Annotated in this window: 17 protein-coding genes; 5 read left to right on the top strand and 12 right to left on the bottom strand. The window is 44.7% G+C overall.

Features of this window, described 5'->3' with window-relative positions; genetic code table 11:
• Nucleotides 1–64: 64 nt before the first annotated feature.
• The 4 genes from QVC79_RS07910 to QVC79_RS07895 form a co-directional block, all read right to left on the bottom strand.
• A complete protein-coding gene (locus QVC79_RS07910; protein WP_270592431.1) occupies nt 65–754 on the bottom strand; it encodes a ComF family protein in 690 nt (229 codons plus the stop codon).
• Nucleotides 751–1524: an energy transducer TonB gene (locus QVC79_RS07905; RefSeq protein ID WP_118304442.1), complete on the bottom strand. Its 774-nt coding sequence runs from the start codon at nt 1522–1524 to the stop codon at nt 751–753. The genes QVC79_RS07910 and QVC79_RS07905 overlap by 4 nt, the downstream gene beginning before the upstream one ends.
• A 4-nt stretch (nt 1525–1528) precedes the next feature.
• Nucleotides 1529–2758: an ABC transporter permease gene (locus QVC79_RS07900; protein WP_270592428.1), complete on the bottom strand. Its 1230-nt coding sequence runs from the start codon at nt 2756–2758 to the stop codon at nt 1529–1531.
• Nucleotides 2759–2925: 167 nt separating this feature from the next.
• Nucleotides 2926–3597 (bottom strand): hypothetical protein, encoded by a 672-nt coding sequence (locus QVC79_RS07895; protein ID WP_270592427.1) that lies wholly within the window; start codon nt 3595–3597, stop codon nt 2926–2928.
• Nucleotides 3598–4113: 516 nt separating this feature from the next.
• Between QVC79_RS07895 and QVC79_RS07890 the strand changes: the two genes are divergently transcribed.
• The 5 genes from QVC79_RS07890 (at nt 4114) to QVC79_RS07870 (ending at nt 8437) form a co-directional block, all read left to right on the top strand.
• The gene (locus QVC79_RS07890) at nt 4114–5430 is read left to right on the top strand and encodes a pyridoxal phosphate-dependent aminotransferase (protein WP_270592426.1); all 1317 of its coding nucleotides are present in this window, start codon (nt 4114–4116) and stop codon (nt 5428–5430) included.
• Nucleotides 5431–5685: 255 nt separating this feature from the next.
• On the top strand, nt 5686–5913 hold the full coding sequence (locus tag QVC79_RS07885; protein ID WP_124315803.1) for a 4Fe-4S binding protein: 228 nt from the start codon (nt 5686–5688) through the stop codon (nt 5911–5913).
• An 18-nt stretch (nt 5914–5931) separates the two neighbouring features.
• Nucleotides 5932–7017, top strand: a complete 1086-nt coding sequence (locus QVC79_RS07880; protein WP_124315802.1) for a 3-methyl-2-oxobutanoate dehydrogenase subunit VorB — start codon at nt 5932–5934, stop codon at nt 7015–7017.
• Between the two features lie 3 nt (nt 7018–7020).
• Complete coding sequence (locus QVC79_RS07875; protein WP_087420937.1) at nt 7021–7788, top strand: thiamine pyrophosphate-dependent enzyme; 768 nt, start codon at nt 7021–7023, stop codon at nt 7786–7788.
• Nucleotides 7789–7885: 97 nt separating this feature from the next.
• Nucleotides 7886–8437 (top strand): 2-oxoacid:ferredoxin oxidoreductase subunit gamma family protein, encoded by a 552-nt coding sequence (locus QVC79_RS07870; RefSeq protein ID WP_027202853.1) that lies wholly within the window; start codon nt 7886–7888, stop codon nt 8435–8437.
• Nucleotides 8438–8473: 36 nt separating this feature from the next.
• Here QVC79_RS07870 and QVC79_RS07865 read toward each other — a convergent pair whose 3' ends face one another.
• From QVC79_RS07865 to QVC79_RS07830, 8 genes are all read right to left on the bottom strand, one after another.
• Nucleotides 8474–10651: a TlpA family protein disulfide reductase gene (locus QVC79_RS07865; RefSeq protein ID WP_270592422.1), complete on the bottom strand. Its 2178-nt coding sequence runs from the start codon at nt 10649–10651 to the stop codon at nt 8474–8476.
• 2 nt (nt 10652–10653) lie between these two features.
• Nucleotides 10654–12207, bottom strand: coding sequence for a PKD-like family lipoprotein (locus tag QVC79_RS07860; protein ID WP_270592420.1), 1554 nt, complete (start codon nt 12205–12207; stop codon nt 10654–10656).
• Nucleotides 12208–12234: 27 nt separating this feature from the next.
• Complete coding sequence (locus QVC79_RS07855) at nt 12235–13095, bottom strand: DUF4843 domain-containing protein (RefSeq protein WP_270592419.1); 861 nt, start codon at nt 13093–13095, stop codon at nt 12235–12237.
• Nucleotides 13096–13104: 9 nt separating this feature from the next.
• Nucleotides 13105–14613 (bottom strand): RagB/SusD family nutrient uptake outer membrane protein, encoded by a 1509-nt coding sequence (locus tag QVC79_RS07850; RefSeq protein ID WP_270592416.1) that lies wholly within the window; start codon nt 14611–14613, stop codon nt 13105–13107.
• Between the two features lie 20 nt (nt 14614–14633).
• On the bottom strand, nt 14634–17999 hold the full coding sequence (locus QVC79_RS07845; protein WP_270592414.1) for a SusC/RagA family TonB-linked outer membrane protein: 3366 nt from the start codon (nt 17997–17999) through the stop codon (nt 14634–14636).
• A 78-nt stretch (nt 18000–18077) separates the two neighbouring features.
• A complete protein-coding gene (locus QVC79_RS07840; RefSeq protein ID WP_270592413.1) occupies nt 18078–19235 on the bottom strand; it encodes a FecR family protein in 1158 nt (385 codons plus the stop codon).
• Between the two features lie 69 nt (nt 19236–19304).
• Nucleotides 19305–19865, bottom strand: a complete 561-nt coding sequence (locus tag QVC79_RS07835) for an RNA polymerase sigma factor (protein WP_158572041.1) — start codon at nt 19863–19865, stop codon at nt 19305–19307.
• 265 nt (nt 19866–20130) lie between these two features.
• Nucleotides 20131–20598, bottom strand: coding sequence for a hypothetical protein (locus tag QVC79_RS07830; RefSeq protein WP_270592412.1), 468 nt, complete (start codon nt 20596–20598; stop codon nt 20131–20133).
• Nucleotides 20599–20644: the final 46 nt, after the last annotated feature.

The raw sequence follows: 20644 nt of genomic DNA, 5'->3' as shown, positions 1-20644 counted from the left end.
CTTTACAAAACTAGGGAAAAAAAGCTAAAATCCTTTCAATTTTAGATTTAAGATTCAAGTTTTTTTAGATGCTGCCGGACTTCCCCAAACAAGCAACACTTACCCGTACTCCCTTGATTTTACTCAATTCCATCATACACGCCCGGATCGTGGCTCCACTTGTCACGACATCATCTACCAGCAACACGTGGCATCCCTCCACCCGAGTAGTATTTCCCAGCTCGAAAGCCTTGGCCACGTTATCAGCCCGTTGTCCCCGTTCCAAACCTGTTTGCGAAGGAGTGTTTACCACTCGCCTCAACACTTCCGGCTCGATCCGTCCTCCTAAAACACTTGCAATCCCCGTGCCAATCAGAAAAGCCTGATTAAAACCCCGTTTCTTCTCCCTTTCGGGATGTAGCGGCACGGGAATAATACAATCAATCCCACGAACATCTTTCATCCGCTCTCCCAACATTTTCCCGGTCCACACGCCCAATTCCCGGTTGGAACGATACTTGATGGCGTACACTAATTTATGAAAATCACTTGCCCGGTCATAACGGAACAACCAGTATAAATGCTCGATTCCCAAATCATCCGCAAGCACCTTGTCCGCCTCCTCATCAACTCCCTCGTTCAAAGGCAAACCGCTTAAACAAGCAGAACACAAAAAAAGCTCACCATCAACCAGAACATCGCCACACACCACGCACGTGCGGGGATATAACAATCTGAAAAAGCGGGAAAAAATAGAAGAAACAAACCGTGTCATTGTTTGACAAAATTATACGTGATCGTTCCCGTCTGTCGTTCCGGGGCCTTCTCGTCAACGTTAAATTCCGACTTCAAGGCTGCATCTACTGCCACCTCCCGCAAAGAATCATCTTTATTCGACTCCGCATCCACCACCTCAGCCTTAATAACCCGTCCTTGCCGGTTCACGACTACCGCTACCACGATTTTTCCACCGAATTCGCATTTATAAACAGGAATCGGCAGATAAGTCTTGTAACGCCCTTTTATATTATATGACACGCTACTTTTCCCCACGTAAACCGTGGATTGGAGTGAATCCAACATCCGTTCCTTCTTATCCCGCTGGACACGAATACTATCCTCCTTGTAATGCTTGTTTTTATTCGCCCGGTAACGTCCCCCATAATCACTATCAATCTCCTCCTGAATCTGTTCAATATACTCTTCTACTCGTTCGTGAGGCTGGGTTTCAGCATTTTTCTTCACGGCATCCTCGTTCACCGCCAACGAACGCAACATCTCGTTCACCTCCTCGTCAGCGCTTTGTTGGAGAATTTGCTCCTTCTTTTTTTGCTCCTCTTGCTTTTGCTGAACGATTTCCGGTTCCGGCATATCAATCTCGATTTCCATCCTCTGTTGCGAATCCAAACGTGAAATTCCGACACAAACCAAAAAGATAGCAAGCACGAGATGAAAAATTACCGTACCCATCACACCATGTCGGTGTTCCTTCAACCAATCCAATAGAGAATCTCTAATAGCATATATATCATTTTTCACGCTCATAACTTTACTCGAATTTAATCGCCTTCACCGGACTAATCTTGGAAATCAGCATCGTCGGGACAATCAACATTAAAACGGTTATCACGATCACTCCTACATTCAATAATATCACGTATCCGAGACTAAAATTAATTGGAACCGTGTCCATATAATACGTCACAGGATCTAGATGAATCACACGGAATATCGCCTGAATTCCTGCCAAAACAAAAGCCAGCACATTTCCCCATAACATTCCTTTAATAATCAATCCGGCCGATATGTACAGGAACAATTTTCTCAAAGAAACATTTTTGTAGCCTAACGCTTTCAATATCCCGATCAAAGTAGTCTTATCCAGAATCAAAATCAATAACCCCGACACCATATTAAAACCGGCCACCGTGACAATCAAAATCAGGATCACCCACACGTTCATGTTCAACAACGCTAACCAGTCAAAAATTTGCGGAGCCACGTCAGCAAGCGTCTGTACCTCGTAATTTCCACTCGCATCATACACGACATTTTCCACCTCCTCTACCACCTCGTTTAATCGTTCCACATTCTCCAGTTCGATAGCAATCCCGGAAACCGCCCCCGGTCCCCAATCATTCAATTTCGCCAGATGTCGTTCATCAACCAACACCATCACGTCATCATACTCCTTGAAACCCGTGTCGTAAATTCCGGCAACGGTAAACACTCTCGCTCTCGGCGGGTCCTGCACGAAATGGGCCGTGACTTTTCCACCGACACCGATTTCCAGCATATCCGACACGGATGCAGAAATTAATATTTCATTTGACGCCCGTTCCGTTTTAAAATCAGGCATTTTCCCCTCCTTCAGATTCTCCCTGAAAAAAACAACATCATACCCCACATCTACCCCTTTCAACACCACCCCGTGAATCTCCTCCTTACTCTTGAAAATTGCGGGTTTCTCAATATACCCGTACACGTTCTTCACTCCTTCCACCTCTTTCAAGCTTTTCACCAGACTCTCCGATTCACGGACCACTCCCCCCTCACTCGTCGAACCGGGGACAAAAGGCACCACGCTCAAATGAGCCGTGAAACCCGACAATTTCTCGGTGATCTCGTACTTAAACCCCGTGATAATAAACAACGACAATAACATCACGCACAACCCCAAGGCGATCCCAACAATCGCAATCTTTACGATCGGCACCGACACGGATTTCGTGCCGTCTCCTTTCAACAACCTACGCGCAATGTACCATTCCAGATTCATAACAATTGAAAATTGAAAATTGAAAATTGAAAATGACGATCACTTCAATACTCCAATTTCCCGGTTTTATCATGCAAAACTACGAAAACAAAAAGAGATTCAAAAGGGACAGCACAAGAAAGTACATTTAGACCTCCCTTTCGAATGCTACAAAAATTATCCAATACTTAAACTTGGAAATAACAGCTCGTAGAAAAAGCATACTTGTCCTGCCTAGAGAAAAACGGGTACAAATGTAATACCATCGAGACGGGTAACTTCGAATCCGGTATTCTAAAAACAGCCTGACAATCCCCTCGTTTGGCCACAATTTCAGGCAACAACCTCGGGGCAAAAGGGTAAGCATCATAAAAATACCCCACTCGCAACCAATCCGACGCTAATGATAGTTCCCGCTCTTCTCGGTTCTCCCAAGTCATGGTCACCATCCACCCATTCCGCTCCACGTGCATATTAATCGGCGGAAACAAAATACCCTCGCTAAACTTGAAAATCGAGTAATATTCAACTCCCCGTTCCCCGCAAGCCGCCGCGTTTGCCCGATGAAATTTCGCCATCCGGTCCTGCCCCACTATCCCGGGAGCCAGATCCCAAATTGGAATTCCCTTTATTTGCGCTGAAAAAAAATAACGTTTCAAGAAATTCATCTGTTTGAACGTCGCCCGTGCCTTCACTTGTTCCGGCGTCGGGATCAAAGGTTTCCCATTCTTTTTCTTTCCCGTTCTCAACCGGGGTCGATGGCTCATACATTGACACAGCATCCCATTCTTGTAATAATACGTGATCCCGTTCATCGTCCATTTTCGTCTCTTTCTCTGTTCCGGAAAAAATACATCCATCATTTCAATTTTTAAATTATTAAACAATCCATTCTCTCTTCACTACACACGACTTACACTCTCCTTGGTGATGTGCCGTACTCTCATTCATATCTCCTTTATATTAAAATACAATTTCTCCCAAAAATTCTCCCCCTCACGCCATTATTTTTCCGTTGACTTCCCGTTGACTTCCCGTTAAGTTATTAACGAGAGTACGGCACATCACCAAGGAGATATAGTCACATCACCAAGACAAAAGCACCCAATCACCCTCAATTTGTTAAATAATACTAAATATTATCCTCTCTGTGAGAAAATTTCTTAGTCCGCACATTTTATTAGAAAAAGAGATTCCTCCACAAACGATTCTTTTGAAATCCGATAGAGCTTTTAACCGATAAAATCAATTTCAGAATCAAACTAAATTAGACACTTCACGTCAAATTTAAAACGATTTCGGAATATATAATGACAATTTTTTATTAAACTCGCGTACATGCTGAGAAAAAATAGAATAAATCATATAAAGTAGTCATGCAAAATAATCTAATTGACAAAAAGATCGTTGACCAGAAACTGGCAGCCTGCGGGATCAGTGACATGGAAGATGCCACGATACGCGACATCGTGAAAGTGGTGAATATGGTGGAAGCCGAAAGCGGGGAAAAATTCATCCGTATGGAAATGGGCGTTCCCGGACTTGCCCCTTCTAAAATAGGTATCGACGCCGAGATCGAGGCGCTACGTGCCGGATGCGCTCAATTCTACCCGATGCTCGAAGGCCACAAGGAATTCAAGGAAGAAGGTTCCAAGTTCGTGAAGAACTTCGTGGACATCGACATCAAGCCGGAAGGCATCATCCCGACCGTAGGTTCCATGCAGGCCTGTTTCGCCGCCTTCATGGCAGTAACGGAATGTAAAAAAGGAAAAGACACCGTTCTTTTCATCGACCCGGGATTCCCCGTTCAAAAAACACAAATGCAAGTCATCGGAAAACCGTTCGAGTCATTTGACGTTTATAATTACAGGGGCGAAAAATTACGGGAGAAACTGGAAGAGCATCTTTCCAAGGGAAACATCGCTGCCATCCTGTACAGCAACCCGAATAACCCGGCTTGGATATGTTTCACGGACGAGGAGCTGAAAATCGTTGGGGAACTGGCCACCAAGTATGACGTGATCGTGCTGGAAGACTTGGCCTATTTTGCCATGGACTTCCGTCGGGATCTTTCCGTACCGGGTAAAGCCCCGTTCCAACCCTCAGTTGGCAAATACACGGATAACTACATCGTCATGATCTCCGGTTCCAAACTATTTAGTTACGCCGGACAACGTTTGGGAATCATGTGTATTTCAGACGCTTTATACAACCGGAAATACGACAACCTGCACGATCGTTTCGGGGGAATGGGTACCTTGGGTTACACTATCGTGAACCGGATCATCTACACGCTATCATCCGGAACCACACACTCCTGCCAGTACGCCATGGCTGCCATCTTGAAAGCCGCCAACGAGGGACGTATCAATATCCTCGACGGCGTACGGGAATACGCGGAGAGAGCCCACGCCATGAAAGAGCTGTTCACCAAATACGGTTTCGAGATCGTGTATGACCGGGATCTGGAAGAACCTATCGCTGACGGGTTCTATTTCACGATCATCTACCCGGGATTCACGGGTGGTGACCTCACGAAAGAAATTCTGTATTACGGCATATCAGCGATCCCGTTGCGTGACACGGGTTCCAAGAAACAAGGTCTCCGCGCTTGCGTTTCTCAAACCGGACTGGAACGGATGCCGGAACTGGAAGAACGTTTGAAACGATTCGCGGCAGATCACACGAAATAATTGAAAATGGAGAATTGAAAATTGAAAATGTCTTGCAAAAATCTCATTTTCAATTTTCAACTTCAAGTTTTCAATTTACTGAAATTGAATCGGGAAAAGCTCCAGTGGAATGGTCTTAACATGAAAGTAAAACAATGTTAAAATACAGGGAAACTATTTCATGATTCAATTTAAGTTTGTAATTTTATCCCGTAAATGTGTTACAAAATATAAGGCAAAAAGAGAATTTATTTATAAATCATAATCAATTCAATTATGGCAAAATTTAGAGGCGCTATCGTCGTTGACAAAGAAAAATGCAAAGGATGTAACCTTTGCGTGGTTGCGTGTCCTACCAAAACTCTTGACTTGGCGAAAGAAGTGAATGGTAAAGGATACCACTACTCCGAGATGGTAAACCCGGAAGCATGTATTGGATGTGCCAGCTGTGCGTTGGTATGCCCAGACTCGGTGATCACCGTTTACAAAATGAATGTACAATAAGAATAAAAACTACCGAAAATGGCAGAAGTAAAATTAATGAAAGGGAACGAGGTATTAGCCGAAGCTGCTATCCGTTGTGGATGTGATGCTTATTATGGTTACCCTATTACCCCGCAATCCGAAGTCATGGAGACTCTCATGTTACGCAAACCGTGGGAGGAAACAGGAATGGTCGTATTGCAGGCCGAAAGTGAATTGGCCTCTATCAACATGGTATACGGTGCCGCTGCTTGCGGTAAAAAGGCAATGACATCATCATCTAGCCCCGGTATCTCGTTGATGCAAGAAGGTTTAACCTACTTGGCAGGAGCAGAACTTCCCTGCTTGGTGATCGATGTAGTACGTGGAGGTCCAGGATTGGGAACCATCCAACCGGCACAAAGTGACTATTTCCAAGCAACCAAAGGTGGTGGTCATGGTGACTATCACTTGATCGTACTTGCTCCCGCTTCCGTTCAAGAAATGAACGATTTCGTAGGACTTGGTTTTGACTTGGCATTCAAATATCGTAACCCGGCCATGATCCTTGCCGATGGTGTTATCGGACAGATGATGGAAAAAGTTCAATTGAGCGAATATAAACCCCGCTGGACACAAGAAGAAATCGACAAGATGTCTGATAGCTGGGCTTTAACCGGTAAGAAAGCACACCGTTCTCACAACACGGTAACTTCATTGGAACTGGACTCTTACAAACAAGAGGTTTTCAACCACAAACTTCAAGAGAAATACAAAGCGATGGAAGAAAACGACGTTCTTTTCGAAGAAATTCAATGTGAAGACGCGGAATACATATTTGTGGCTTATGGATCAGCATCTCGTATTTGCCAAAAAGCAGTACAACTATGCCGTGAAAAAGGAATCAAAGTAGGTATCCTTCGCCCGATTACCCTTTATCCTTTCCCGAAGAAAGAAATTGCACGCTTGTCTAAACAAGTTAAGGGTATCTTGACAGTAGAAATGAGTGCCGGTCAAATGGTAGAAGACGTTCGTTTGAACGTGGCCAATAACATCCCGGTAGAACACTTCGGACGTTTCGGAGGAGTAATCCCGACACCGGAAGAGATCGTTGAAGCACTTGAAAAACAAATTATAGGAGCATAAGCTATGTCAGTAGAATTAAAAGATATAATAAAAGAGGAGAATATTGTTTACAAGAAAACTCCCGTGCTTACCGATAACGTGATGCACTACTGTCCGGGATGTTCCCATGGCGTGGTTCACAAAATTATCGCGGAAGTGATTGAAGAAATGGGTATCCAAGACAAAACCATCGGTGTTTCTCCGGTAGGATGTTCCGTACTCGCTTACAACTATTTGGATATTGATTGGGCAGAGGCAGCACACGGACGTGCACCGGCCGTTGCAACCGGTATCAGCCGTATTCATCCCGATCGTTACGTGTTCACCTATCAAGGTGATGGAGACTTGGCATCTATCGGATGCGGGGAAATCATGCACGCTTGTAACCGTGGTGAAAACATCGTGGTAATCTTTATCAACAACGCAATCTACGGTATGACCGGAGGACAGATGGCACCTACCACCCTTTTGGGACAGGTAACCGCTACCACTCCTTACGGACGTGACGCTAAATTGAACGGATTCCCGATGAAATTAACTGAATTACTTGCACAATTGGATGGAACTTGTTACGTAACCCGTCAGTCAGTTCACACCCCGGCTAACGTGCGTAAAGCAAAAGCCGCTATCCGCAAGGCATTCGAGAACACCCGGAAAGACAAAGGAACTTCTTTCGTGGAAATCGTTAGTACATGTAACTCCGGTTGGAAAGTAACCCCGGTAGAAGCCAACAAATGGATGGTAGACAACATGTTCCCGAAATACCCGTTAGGAGACATCAAAGACATTTAATCAGTTCATAAAGTTCATAAAGTCCATAAGGTCCATAAAGTCTCTGTACTTACCTTATAAACTTTACAACTTTATAAACCTTATAAACTCTAAAATTATGACAGAAGAAATCATTATAGCAGGATTCGGTGGACAAGGAGTTCTTTCTATGGGAAAGATTCTTGCTTACTCCGGAATTATGCAAGATCAGGAAGTTGCTTGGATGCCTTCTTACGGTCCTGAAATGCGTGGTGGTACTGCCAACGTGACCGTTATCCTGAGCGACGAGCGTATCAGCTCCCCGATCTTAACGAAATACGATACCGCTATCGTCTTGAACCAACAATCTATGGACAAGTTCGAAAGCATGGTAAAACCGGGTGGTACCTTAATCTATGACCCGAACGGTATCACTCACGAACCGACGAGAAAAGACATCAATATCTACAAGATCGAGGGAACCGCCATTGCCGCAGAGCAAGGTAACCCGAAAGTGTTCAACATGATCGTTCTTGGTGGATTCTTGAAGGTAAAACCGATCGTGAAACTTGACAACGTGGAAAAAGGTTTGCAAAAATCTTTACCCCCTCGTCATCACAAGATGATCCCGATGAACATCGAGGCCATCCAGACCGGAATGAACAGCGTTGAAGTTGTTAACCAACTATAAAAGTAAATAACCCCGCCGGAAGGCGGGGTTATTCGTTTATTTACCCAGCACTTTCTTTAGAATCTCCCCCGCATCAACCATTCCCCCGACCATTCGTGAAACCACGACACCATTGGGATCAATTAATACCTTCGTCGGAAACGAGGAAATATTAAATAAACGTACCACGTCATACTCGTCCCGTCCCTCGTTATTCAATATTTGAGTCCACGTCATTCCATCCTCTTTAACTGCCGTCTTCCAAAGCTTCCGGGCCTCGTTCAAATCTTTCACGTTCTCTTGCGCCACGTTGATAAAAACGACCTGTTTCTTGTACTTTTCATACAACTCTTTCAAATGAGGATGCGATGCCCGGCAAGGTCCGCACCAGCTTCCCCAGAAATCCAGCAACACGTACTTTCCCCGTAACTTTTCAAGAGACACCGTTTTCCCATTCATATCTTTCTTCACGAAATTCTTTGCCGATTGCCCCGTTCTCGAATCCTTACTCCGCTCCAGACGCTGCGCAATCACCCGCCCGTAGGGACTTACTTTCAAGTTTGCGGGGAAACGGTTATAAATATCTTCGGCCTCGTTCTCGTCAAACCAGATGTAATGTTCCCACAACTCCATCACCGAGATAAAACTATTCGGATTCTCCCGGATAAATGCCATGACCCGACGTTTCCCCGCATCCCATGACGCTTGGAACTCGTCCGGGTAATCCCGAATATCACCACCACGAATAATATTATCCATCACCAGTTGGTTATAATCCCGCTCGTCTGCCTCCAACAGATCATAATTCAGACGAACAAAATCATGAGAAATCGATCCCCCTCTTTGCCATTCCAACTCGGCAACCTTCCCTTTCTCCGCGTTAACCTTCACCACGGCAGCCTCTCCCGGAACAACGATAAAGTTAAAATGAGGATAATAATCATTCCCTCTTGCCGTGGGACAAGCTAGTTCTTCACACAACAAACGTACACTCGCGGCCACCGTGTCCCGTCCCGCAAGGCTAATATCTATCATGTGATTATCGAACTCGTAATCTTCCCGTTCAAACTTTCCACGCAAGAAGTAAGAAACCGTCACTTTCCCTTTTTTCACCCCATCTATGGAGGCCCGCAGGCGGTATTCCTTCTTTCCCTCAAGATTCAACAGCGTCATATAAAGCACTCGCCGATTCGTATTTTCAAACTCATCCAAATGATCCCGGAGTAACCCAGCTGCCAAAGTCTTTATAGCATCATTCTCTTCTTGCAAGGCCCCCAAACTAAGTAATATGGAAAAACGATCCTTAGATTCCAGCGAGGCAAATTTTTCCCGGCAAATATCCAGATAAGCCTTCAAATCACCTTCCCAACGTACCCTCGCAATCTCATCCAGTTCAGACATACAACCGGGATTCGCCAGAGCGGCCTTCTGAATCTTTGTTTCCAAATCCTGCAAAGCCTTTAAGTTTTCTCCCGTATCCGGAACTCCCTTCGCCATCACGAAAGGGATCATCTCTTGCCGTAGCCAATTATACAACAAAGACTCAACAACCTCTTGTCCATTTAACTTGATAAAACGGTCTTTGTTAGCAAACACGTAATCGGCCTTCGGATCCTTGTAACTCAACGTATAACGGGTATAAAGAAAGAAGTTTTCCGGTTTCACCCTCTTCTTATCCGACAGTTTATCAAAATACTCTTGCACGACCTTTCCCCCGATCTCCCCGTTTCCCGATTCCATTTGCAACAGGGCATACTCGTTCACTAATTCCGGGGTGCGTTCCCCCTTCTCGTAACGACGAGTCAAACCTTCGGGCGACCACTTGGGATCAATTCCTTTCCGAATCTTATCGACGAACTCGTCTGCCGGACGGGCTCCTGCCGTCCGGTAAACTTCCGTCCCATCCGCCCGTAACACCACGAATGTCGGGTAAGCCTTCACTTGATACTTCTTAGCTAACTCCACCCCTTCACCCTTCTCTGCGTCCACTTTCAGATTCACGAACGCACGGTTAAAATACTCCCCCACCTGATCTTGGGTAAATACCTCCGAAGACATCATCTTACACGGTCCACACCATGTCGTGTAGAAGTCTATGAATATCATCTTCTTCTCTTTCTCCGCGACAGCCTGCGCCTCCTGCATCGTCAACGACTTAAAATCAACCCCCTGAGCAAAAGATGACAGCGGTAAAACTACCGCTATCATCCAGTATAATATTAAATTTATCTTCATATTTATTGTGCACTATTTTTCCACTCCATGTCCTTCACTTTCACTAACCCTGTCCAGCAACATCTTTCATCCGGTTTCAACTCAAACTTATTTTGATCGGTTCCCAGCACATATTTTTGTAACGTTCCTCCCGTCGTACTGTTATAAGTTGCAATATAAAGATCATTATAATCTCCATATCCCGATTTCACATCAAACTTCATCATCGAAACTTCATCCGGTAAATCCATGGAATACAACTTCTCGTAGCCTACTTTATAATCATAAGCATACAGGGTCTTTCCCACCACATATAAAAGGAGCGAACGATTGGATGCAAAAGCATAAAATTCAGCTTTATCAATATCCGTGGCAAGCGAACTCTTTACCTCGTAACCCGCACGTTTTTGTGCAGAACTACCGTAAGCATAGAACTTATAGATGAAGTACTTGCCCGTTCCCGCATCCTTCATCAACGTGAACGAATTTCCCCGGCTACCACCTTCCGTGTCCATCGTGTTCTCCCCGTAAACCAAAGTCCGTCCTTCCGGCTGAATCCACGGGAACGCCTCACCACTATTATCAAGCAATGCCGTTGAGGTCGAACCGGAAGACGTGAATCTCAAGAAACGGCCATTGTCCGTATCATAAAGTACTCCCCCGGAAACATACCCTAAAGAGGCAAAGATGTACGGATAAGCCTTAAACAACTTTTCTGGAGCATCAGCCGTACGGTTCAAAGGATTAGCATAGTCACCACCACTCAAAAGGGATGATATATTAAACACGAAACCTTCAGCACAAGCCACCGATCTACTTGTGTTCATCGAACCTCCCGTTCTTTGGGAGAGCAAATGTACCGGATTCAATTGCTCCGGAATATCAAGATACGAGTAAACCATCGTTTCGAAAACATTCGTCAGCTCTCCCTCAAAGGTTGATGTATTCACGTAATAAGAACGGTCTTCCGTGGCAATCCACAACTTCTCGTAAGGAGCCAAGTAACTCGCGTATGGACTTCCCGTGTACATGATACTTTTCGGACCTTTCAGCCTAGGCAATCCGTTATTTGACAACAAATTATTTATCACGATCGTATCATTCGGCATGGCAATCATATCGACATTTACATATCCTTCGGCATCTTCACCAATCAATAACCACCCCAATCCGACTTCTGTCCGAACTGTGAGCGAGGTGTAGTTCATCCATAACAATCCGGTCTGCTTATCCCTCACTTTCAAATACAGGGTATAAGTTCCTGGCTCCAACTCCACGAAGTATTTCAAGTTGCGTTCCGTACCGATCACCTCACGGGTCTCTTCAGAACCCGAAATTCCCGATACCACGATCCACTCGTAACCATAACGATCCAAACTCAAACTATCCTGCGTGAACTTTAGTTCCGGTGTAATTTTCAACGTGTCCTTTTTGAATATCAGGTTATACGATGTCCCTAGGCCATCCACCTCAACCTCGTTCACGTCCTTGTAGTCGTAAGACCCCTTGTCATCATAACAGGCCACCGACAAACAGATGAACACGCTTGTTAAAAAGAATACTATATTTCGTTTCATAATTATCAGATTTACATTGTTCAACCATTATTGTTCCGGAATCCAAGGTTGTCCCACGACCGTTTTCCACGATACCCCCATGAACCACATGGCACGTCCGTCATCCTCCAGCACGGGAGTTCCCTTGTCGTAAAGATCCTGCAAATAATTCACGAAATAATCCTTTATCATCGTCCGCTTCGCATTAGGCATCGTAGCCTCCGATTCGAAATCTTCATAAGTCAAATTAAATTTCTCACACATCAACTCATACTTCTTTCTCGTGAAAGCTCCCCATAAACCTCCTTCAGCCTCTCCTACAGCGTAATCTTTTGCCGGAATCCAACGAGCCGGACGTACAAGAAAATCATTCATGGTAACCTTATGTATGGATGCGTCAAAATCATTGCCCCCGTCGCTGGACCACAAACCATCAAGTTTCCCCCATTGGTTAATTCCAATTCCAAAATCATCAGTAGGTTCCAACTTCAACCCCAACACACGTTCTTCCGTTTGGATACTCACATCCCGTTTCAAACGAACCATCACATCGGCATAATGAACTCCTGCCTTCACCACTTGGAACTCGTCAAAAGGCTCGTAATTTATACCTTCCACGGCGGTAGTTGAATCTTTGTCCACAACTACCCGGAAAGTCCTATCGTAATCCTTTATCCTCCCGGTGGTCATCACCCGCAATTTAACATCGTAATAATCACCCGAAACATTCGCAAATGCCACCGGGGTAGAAGAATGGCTGGCCCAAATCGTAGTATCACCGTGTGCCGCACCGTATTGCACGTAAAAATAAACGCCTTCCTGCCCGTCATAGTCTTTAACCTCTTTTTCACAACTCGCCACGCAAAAAGCCATCCAGACGAGAGCGATCATATATAATATCTTTTTCATAGCCATAACTTATTCTTGTGAAACATTATCCTGTGACTCTGCCCGTTGGCTCGTTTCGCTGTCCGGCAACGGGAACACGTAATCTGTTAATTGCACGTTCATCGTGCCACTCGCTGTTGCCCCGTCAGGGATCGTCTGCAACCCGTTCCGTTTGTAATAGAAGAATAGCTGACCTTCTCCTACAAATTCTCTCACGTATTCAGCCCGAATCAAACTCTTCATCTCTTCTGCAGTGGATGCGCTCTGATTCACGCAATTTCGGGAAAAACGTAACGGATTAAAATACTTCTCAAGAGCCGTCGGAACGTCCGTCTCACACTCCGCCGCGATCAGGTATAACTCGCTGACACGCACTAACGGGATCATATAGCGATAATGATACGCCGAATCGGCCTCCGTTTCGTCAATATATTTATTCAAATAAGTCACCTCCTTACTATTGGATATGGTAGATGCCCACATCCGGTAGCGATAATCATCCTTATCGTCGTATGTCGTATTTACCCGCCCCGACGTGAGATTTCCGGCCATGGTCAATATTTTAGCCACGGATAAAGTGGGATCAAAGAACTCCTTATACACCTTACTCTCGCGAGAAGTATTATAAAGCGAGAACAGCACTTCCGGAGAGAACACCCCGTCCGGCAAATTCTTCGCCATGTAGTCGGCATCAACCAACGGGAATAAAGGTTTATCCTCGTTACTCACCTTCTCGATCACGGTCCGGGCGCACTCTCCGGCCCTCTGCGTGTTTCCCATCCATAGATAAGCCCTCGCCATCAGAGCGTTCACGGCAAAGTAGTTCATCCGGTATTGTCTATAATACAAATCACTGGAATTCATCCCCGGATCATAATTTCTCGGTCCGTCCGTGATCACCGGATCCACCGTTGAAAGTAAAGAAGATGCCGATTCCAGATCCTTGATAATGTAATACATCACGCTATCAGCCGATAACAAAGGCTGCACCACCCGGTCCGCCCGGGTCATGTAAGGAATACATTTCACTCCTTTATTCTCCTCCGTGTAAATAGGTCCGAACATACGTAACAAATCAAGGTGCATCATGGCCCGCAGTCCAAGAGCTTCCCCCTTGATCAAACGATAATATTGGTCCGGCAAAACAGCATTCCCTTCCCCGCAATGTTCAAGAATCGCGTTGCAATTCGCGATCATCGAGTACAACCCGGACCAAACCTTATCCAAGGTACTCTTGAAATCCTTCTGCGCGTACGAATAGTTGGCATAAACCGAGTAGTTATGCTCTTGAAATTTACAGTTATAATATTGTGCCATCACGTCAATCATTCCCATTGACAAATTGGCCCCGTACAAACTCGGGGTATTCATTTCCGAATACACGCCATTCAAAGCTGCAAGAAAACCTTCCCTGTCTTTGAACAAAGAATTATCCATTATTCTATCGTCAGGGTCAACTTCCAACCATGAATTACAGGACACGAATAACAGCATCACGCTTGCAATCAGTCCTAATTTTATATTTCTAATCATATTCATAAACTAATTCCTTTAAGTCATTAAAACGTTAATCCCAGAGAAAATGCCACCGTGCGAGCAAACGGGTAATCCAATCCACGTTCATTCTTCACCGTGGATATACGGAAAATATCATTCATATAGCCCCGGATCGTCATCGATGAGGCCCCGATATGATGTAACCATCTAGCCTGAGTTTCATATCCCAAAGAGATGGATTCCCCGCTCAGCGTATTTTCGTCGGCAACGAAACGAGAAGACATCGGGGTCTTTTCCGTCAACGAAATAGCCTTATACTTGCTCACGTCTCCCGGTTTCTGCCAACGATCGTATAGCGCCCGTTTGTCCTGATTGTATTGCAAGGCATTCTGCGAAATATTCTCCACCTTATTATACAACGTGGACAAGAATATCTGGCCTCCCAAGCGATAGCGCAAATTGACAGATGCCGTAAATCCCTTGTAATAGAAAGAAGTACCGATAACTCCCTCGACCTTCGGGTCCGAGTTCCCGACAACTACCTCATCGGCATAGTCATGCACGAACGTTTGCGTGCCATCCTTCTTGATGAAGATCTCCCGTCCTGAGGCCGGATCAATTCCCGCGGAACGTACTGCCCACAAATCGGAAGGACTTCCCCCGTCATAATATCTTACTAAATTAGAACTTCTGTTATCCGAATTAAACTTATCCAGTGCATTCCCGATATTCCGGTATTCATACGTGATATGACGAGCGTTGAAATTAAAGTTCCAACTTATGCCCTCTCTTTGCAGGATCATATAATTCAACGTGGCCGTCACCCCTTGAGAAACCTGTTTACCCAGATTCATGGGTACAGTAGAGGTTCCCGTGGAAGTCGGGGTCTGGACGTAAACCAGTAACGGGTCGGTGTTCTTAAAGAAATAATCGACGGTGATCTTCAAATGATTATTCAGAAAAGCCAAGTCGATACCATAGTTCTGATCAATCGTTTTCTGCCAGTCCAAGTTGTTATTTCCCCAAGTCGAAACAATCGCACTAACCCCAAAAGGATTCGGGAAATCGGTCGCATACTTGTACACATTCATGGAAATATAGGCATCAAAATTCTGGTTACCGGGATTACCGACAGAGAAGCGCAGTTTCAAATAATTCAACCAGTTCTGATTCTGAAAAAACCTTTCCTTGTGAACATTCCATCCGATTCCGACCGCCCATGTCGTTGTGAATTGCTGGGACAAACCGAACACGGAAGAACCGTCCGAACGAAGATTTACATCCAACAGGTACCGATCGTCATAAGCATAACCCGCATTCAGGTAATAACTAACGGAACGTTTCTCGCTCGTGGAGTAAGAAGGTTTTGCCCCACTAGGATAACCCGTTGAAAACGACGGATTCGAATAACGGTCATCGATAAAACCGATCGTCTCGTAACCACTGGTTTGCAATTTACTAGAGGCCAAACGAATTCCACCCACGGCATTCACCATGTGTACTTCATTAAACAACTTGGCATACGTCACGTTAAAATCCCCGTCATAACTTAAATTCTCTTCCCTCGTTTCCCGATAAGAGCCTCGTTCGGTTGATGCAGCTTCCGCAAAATCCGATGACTTGGGTGATTTAAAAATTTCGCCTTGAGCCGATGACTTTGAAATACTGAAACGTCCCTTTGCCCGCAAACCGTCCATCACCTGCCAGTCAATCTCGAAATTATTCCTGAAACCAAAAGAAGTGGTCTCGTCAAAACTTCCTTGATTCATATCAAACAGCGGGTTATATGTATTTAAATCCTTCAAGTAAGTCGGAGAATCAGAATCCGAATCCCAATACTGTTCCAGCACCTGTTCCACCACACCGAACTCGTTCTTTTTCCGGTGGTAAGGATTGGATTGGGAGAATTTCGAGAAAGCCACCTTCTCCCGGGAAGACATCGTGTAATCCAAGTTCAAGTAATTCTTGAAAGACAACGTTTTATACCGATATAGCAACTGCACGTTACCATTTATCACATCCCGGTCGGAACCTTTCATCACACCTTGCGTCTTATTATAACTGAACCCCAAACCGTAACGCATCCGGTCGTCTCCACCTTCGGCAAAAAGATTATGACTGTGGGAAACAGCAAAACGCAAAGGCTCGCTCATCCAGTAAGTGTCCACTCCTCTGGTAACCTCCGCCAAACGCTGGTAGTACAACCGTTGTTTACTCTCCGATTCAACTTCTCCATTCTCATCCAAATCGCCATAATAACCGGCCAATCGCTCAAACTCCAACTTTTCGGACGAATTCATCAAGTTATAATCCGACAAATCGGCAAAAGAAAGATTCATATTCCCGCTATATGACAACCTCAACGTTCCCGGAGCCGGAGCCTTCGTCTCGACCACAACCACCCCGTTAGCCGCCTTCGAACCATAAATAGCCGTGGCCGCCGCATCTTTCAGGACCGTGATGTTTTGCACCCGATCCATGCTCAAGTCACTAATCGTCTGTAACGTTGTTTCGAACCCGTCCAAAATGAACAAGGGTTGATTCGGGTCTATCTCGTACTCCTGTGTCAAGCCGATCACGCTGGTCTTACCTCGCACGTTAATATCCGGCAAGCGGTTCGGGTCCGATCCGAACTGATTGTTCTCCATGATGGCAAAAGAAGGGTCCATCGTCTTCAGACTCTGCAACACGTTCGTGTTACCGATGGTTTTCAATTCCTTAGCCGTATAGGTTGTCGATGATCCTGTAAAACTCTCTTTTTTACGAGAATAGATACCCGTAACCACCACCTCATCCATCTCCTGCACGTCATCTTTCAAAACAATGGTCCACTCTCCTTTCGGGATGCTCTTATAAGGAATTGTTTGAGATACCATCCCGATAAACGAGAACACCAGTTCGGCATTCGTCGTGTCGGTGACCACGATCGAAAAATCACCCTCAACCCCGGTTGTTACCCCCAAGGTCGTACCCTTTATCAAAACAGTAACTCCCGGCAGGGCTTGTCTTTTCTCGTCCACCACTTTTCCTTTCACGGTCACGGGCTTTTTCTCCGTCTCGCGAACCGATTGTTCCGTCTTCGCCTTGATCACAACTATATTATCCTCGATATAAAAATCAAGAGATGTCCCTTCCAAGCATTTCGCCAAAATCTGCCTTATATCAGAAGACGTGACATTCACGGAAATCTTCCCCACACTTTTCACCACCTGATCATTGTACACGAACGTGTACCCCATTTTCTGTTTAATTTCGTTAAAAGCAACTTGTAATTCCACGTTGTCCAGTTTAATCGTCGTTCGTTGACCCAGCGCCGTGGCCGTAAACGAGACAAACGTCATCAACAGGCACAACATTGTCAGCCTCATCATCAACAAAAAATTCCCATGGGCTCGCCTAAAAAACCCACTCGTTCTGATTTTTTTCATAACTTTGTATCATTAAAATTTCACATTGTGCCTCAGGCACCTTACTTAAACGGGGGATGGTCCAGATCTCCCGTTTTTCTATTTTACAGTCACCGTATGGCCATCCACGGAGATAGTCACCATACCTGTTCGTTCAATTAATCTCAATACTTTATTAAAATCATCAAATCGTTGCATCTCGATCGTGAAACACTCGTCCATCACTGCCGGATTCTCGAAAATAACCTGCACATCATACCAGCGAGATAGTTCCTCCATGATATTTTTCAAGGAAACATGAACAAAATGGAATTTTCCCTCATGCCATGCCACGTAAGGAGCCACATCCACGTCAAGCACTTCAAGATCATTTGTACCCGGAGCCTCAAAGGCTTGTTGACCCGGTTTCAACAGCACCGTGTTATCCGCCCCTTTCACCTGCACACGTCCTTTCACCAGCGTTGTCGCCCGAGAAGACTCGCCATACGCCCGGAGATTAAACTCGGTTCCGAGTACCCGAACCACGTAGTCTTTCTCCACCTCCACGATAAAAGGTTTCGCCTCGTCATGTTTCACGTCAAAATAAAGCTCCCCCTTCGCGTACACTTTCCGTTCCTTCCCTGTAAACACGGTCGGGAAACGAAGAGACGATTCCGCATTTAACCATACCACCGTTCCGTCAGGCAGCACGACTTTATACTCTCCCCCTCTCGGAATCCGGATTTCGCTGTATTGGGCCGCACTTATTTTAGCACTATCACTTTTGTAGGTCAACGTCCCTCGTTCATTCACGAATCGGCCACCTTCAAACAACTGTAAGTCACAAATACTGTCTTTACCCAAATCGACCACTTTGCCATCAGGTAAATAAAGCTGTGCCGTTGATACTCCCGGAACAATTCGCTCTTGCCGTAGCTCCGGCACTCCCGGTTCTACCTGCCGTATATTCAAGTACATTATCCCGATCAAAAGAGGAACCATTAATGAAGCTGCCACCGCCCAGCGACGCATCACAAGACGACGACGCAACCCGGTAGCCCGTTCCAAACGGAGCCACGTTTTCTCCCTCCCTTTATCCAGTCGATCAAAATAGAACGACTTTTCCAGCATATTCTCCTTGTTGCAAATTTTCTCGAACAATTCCCTATGCCTTCCTTCACGTAACCAAGATTCGAGCATTTCCCGTTCAGACACGGAGATTTCCCCACGTAAAAAACGATAAATAACAAGCTCTATCCTAGGATCAATTTTCTCCATTTTTCAAAAATTTCCCCTAAAACGTGAACACCTCCCCACAGGGTGACACCCTTTGTAAAAAAAAATTCTTTAAACGCCCAAAAGAAGTAATAACAACCACTGAATACCCTTCAACCGTTCCCGCAACACCCTGTAAGCACGCAATTTAATCGTCTTCACCGTGTTCACGGAAACCCCTAACTCTTTCGCAATTTCAGGATTGGAAAGGCCCTCCATCGTCAGAATCACGACCCGACGGGATCGCTCCGACAAATCCTTTATCGCATCGTACACCATCGCATGAACTTCCTCTTCAAGAATAAATTCTTCCTCTCCCTCTTCCGTGAGCCACAGGATTAATTCCGGCTCATTGCGACGTTGCACTTTTTGGTGACGCAGGTAATCCAAACAAGCATTTCTGACACTCATATACAGGAAACTTTTAATTGCCGCAACAAAATAAAAGTCCGCCCGTTTCTCCCACACCTTCAGGAAAGCATCTTGCACGAAATCTTCAACAATCTCATCGTCCTCGATATACTGGAAACCGTACGACTTCACGGGGAGATAGTATCGATCAAAAATCTCCTTGAAAATCACACCATTTCCAGCACGGAACTTTTTTATTAAAACATCCTCTGATTTCGTCAAAACAATAAGTACTAATTATAAGAAACACTTACTTTAGATGATTTCAAAGTTAATCTTTTCTTTCTTTAGATACAACCCCCTTAACAATTTTAATGACACTATCTTGCTCTGGGAGGGCAAAATGTGCTGAAGAACATAATCCGCACAGACATAACCCGGTTTCCGAAAACCAGCTATTAAACTTGACTATTTATAATTAACCATGTCCCTAGTAACATAGGAAATATAAGGTAAAAAACAGGGATCAAGTTCAAAACAATTCGTTTTATTTTTTCAATGGTTTGTATGTTACTGGTCTCCCTTCACGTATTATTTCGCCATATCGTGGTATGTATTGAATCTCTAAAGAATCACTATTCAAATTTAAAATCTCATATATCAGTGTTGGATTTTTTGGTTCTCTACTTTTTTCCCCATCTTCTACGACAATATACTTGTATTCACCTCTTCTCAATGCTCGAACTTCCCTAGGATTGAATATCTTGACTAGCGTATCTGATAAATAATAAGATGCTATAGAGACCGTCGTGTCGTATCCTTGAATAAATTTAGTTGTTAATTCTCCCTCGTTAAATCTCTCAATCATGGAATATCCATTATTTGAAACGTCCTGTAATTTCCAATCAATATTGATTAACATTCTACTCGTATTGATTGTTGATGTCGGAATGAATGCCATGAGTACGGAACTAATACCAACAACAATGAATAAAAATTTAATGTATGTTTTCATAGCTATAATTATTTACATGGAACAAAAATTGAACAACAATATATTT

This window comes from Butyricimonas sp. (assembly GCF_019423355.1).
Classification (GTDB): Bacteria; Bacteroidota; Bacteroidia; order Bacteroidales; family Marinifilaceae; genus Butyricimonas; species Butyricimonas faecihominis.
This window is presented reverse-complemented; position numbering and strand designations above follow the sequence as displayed.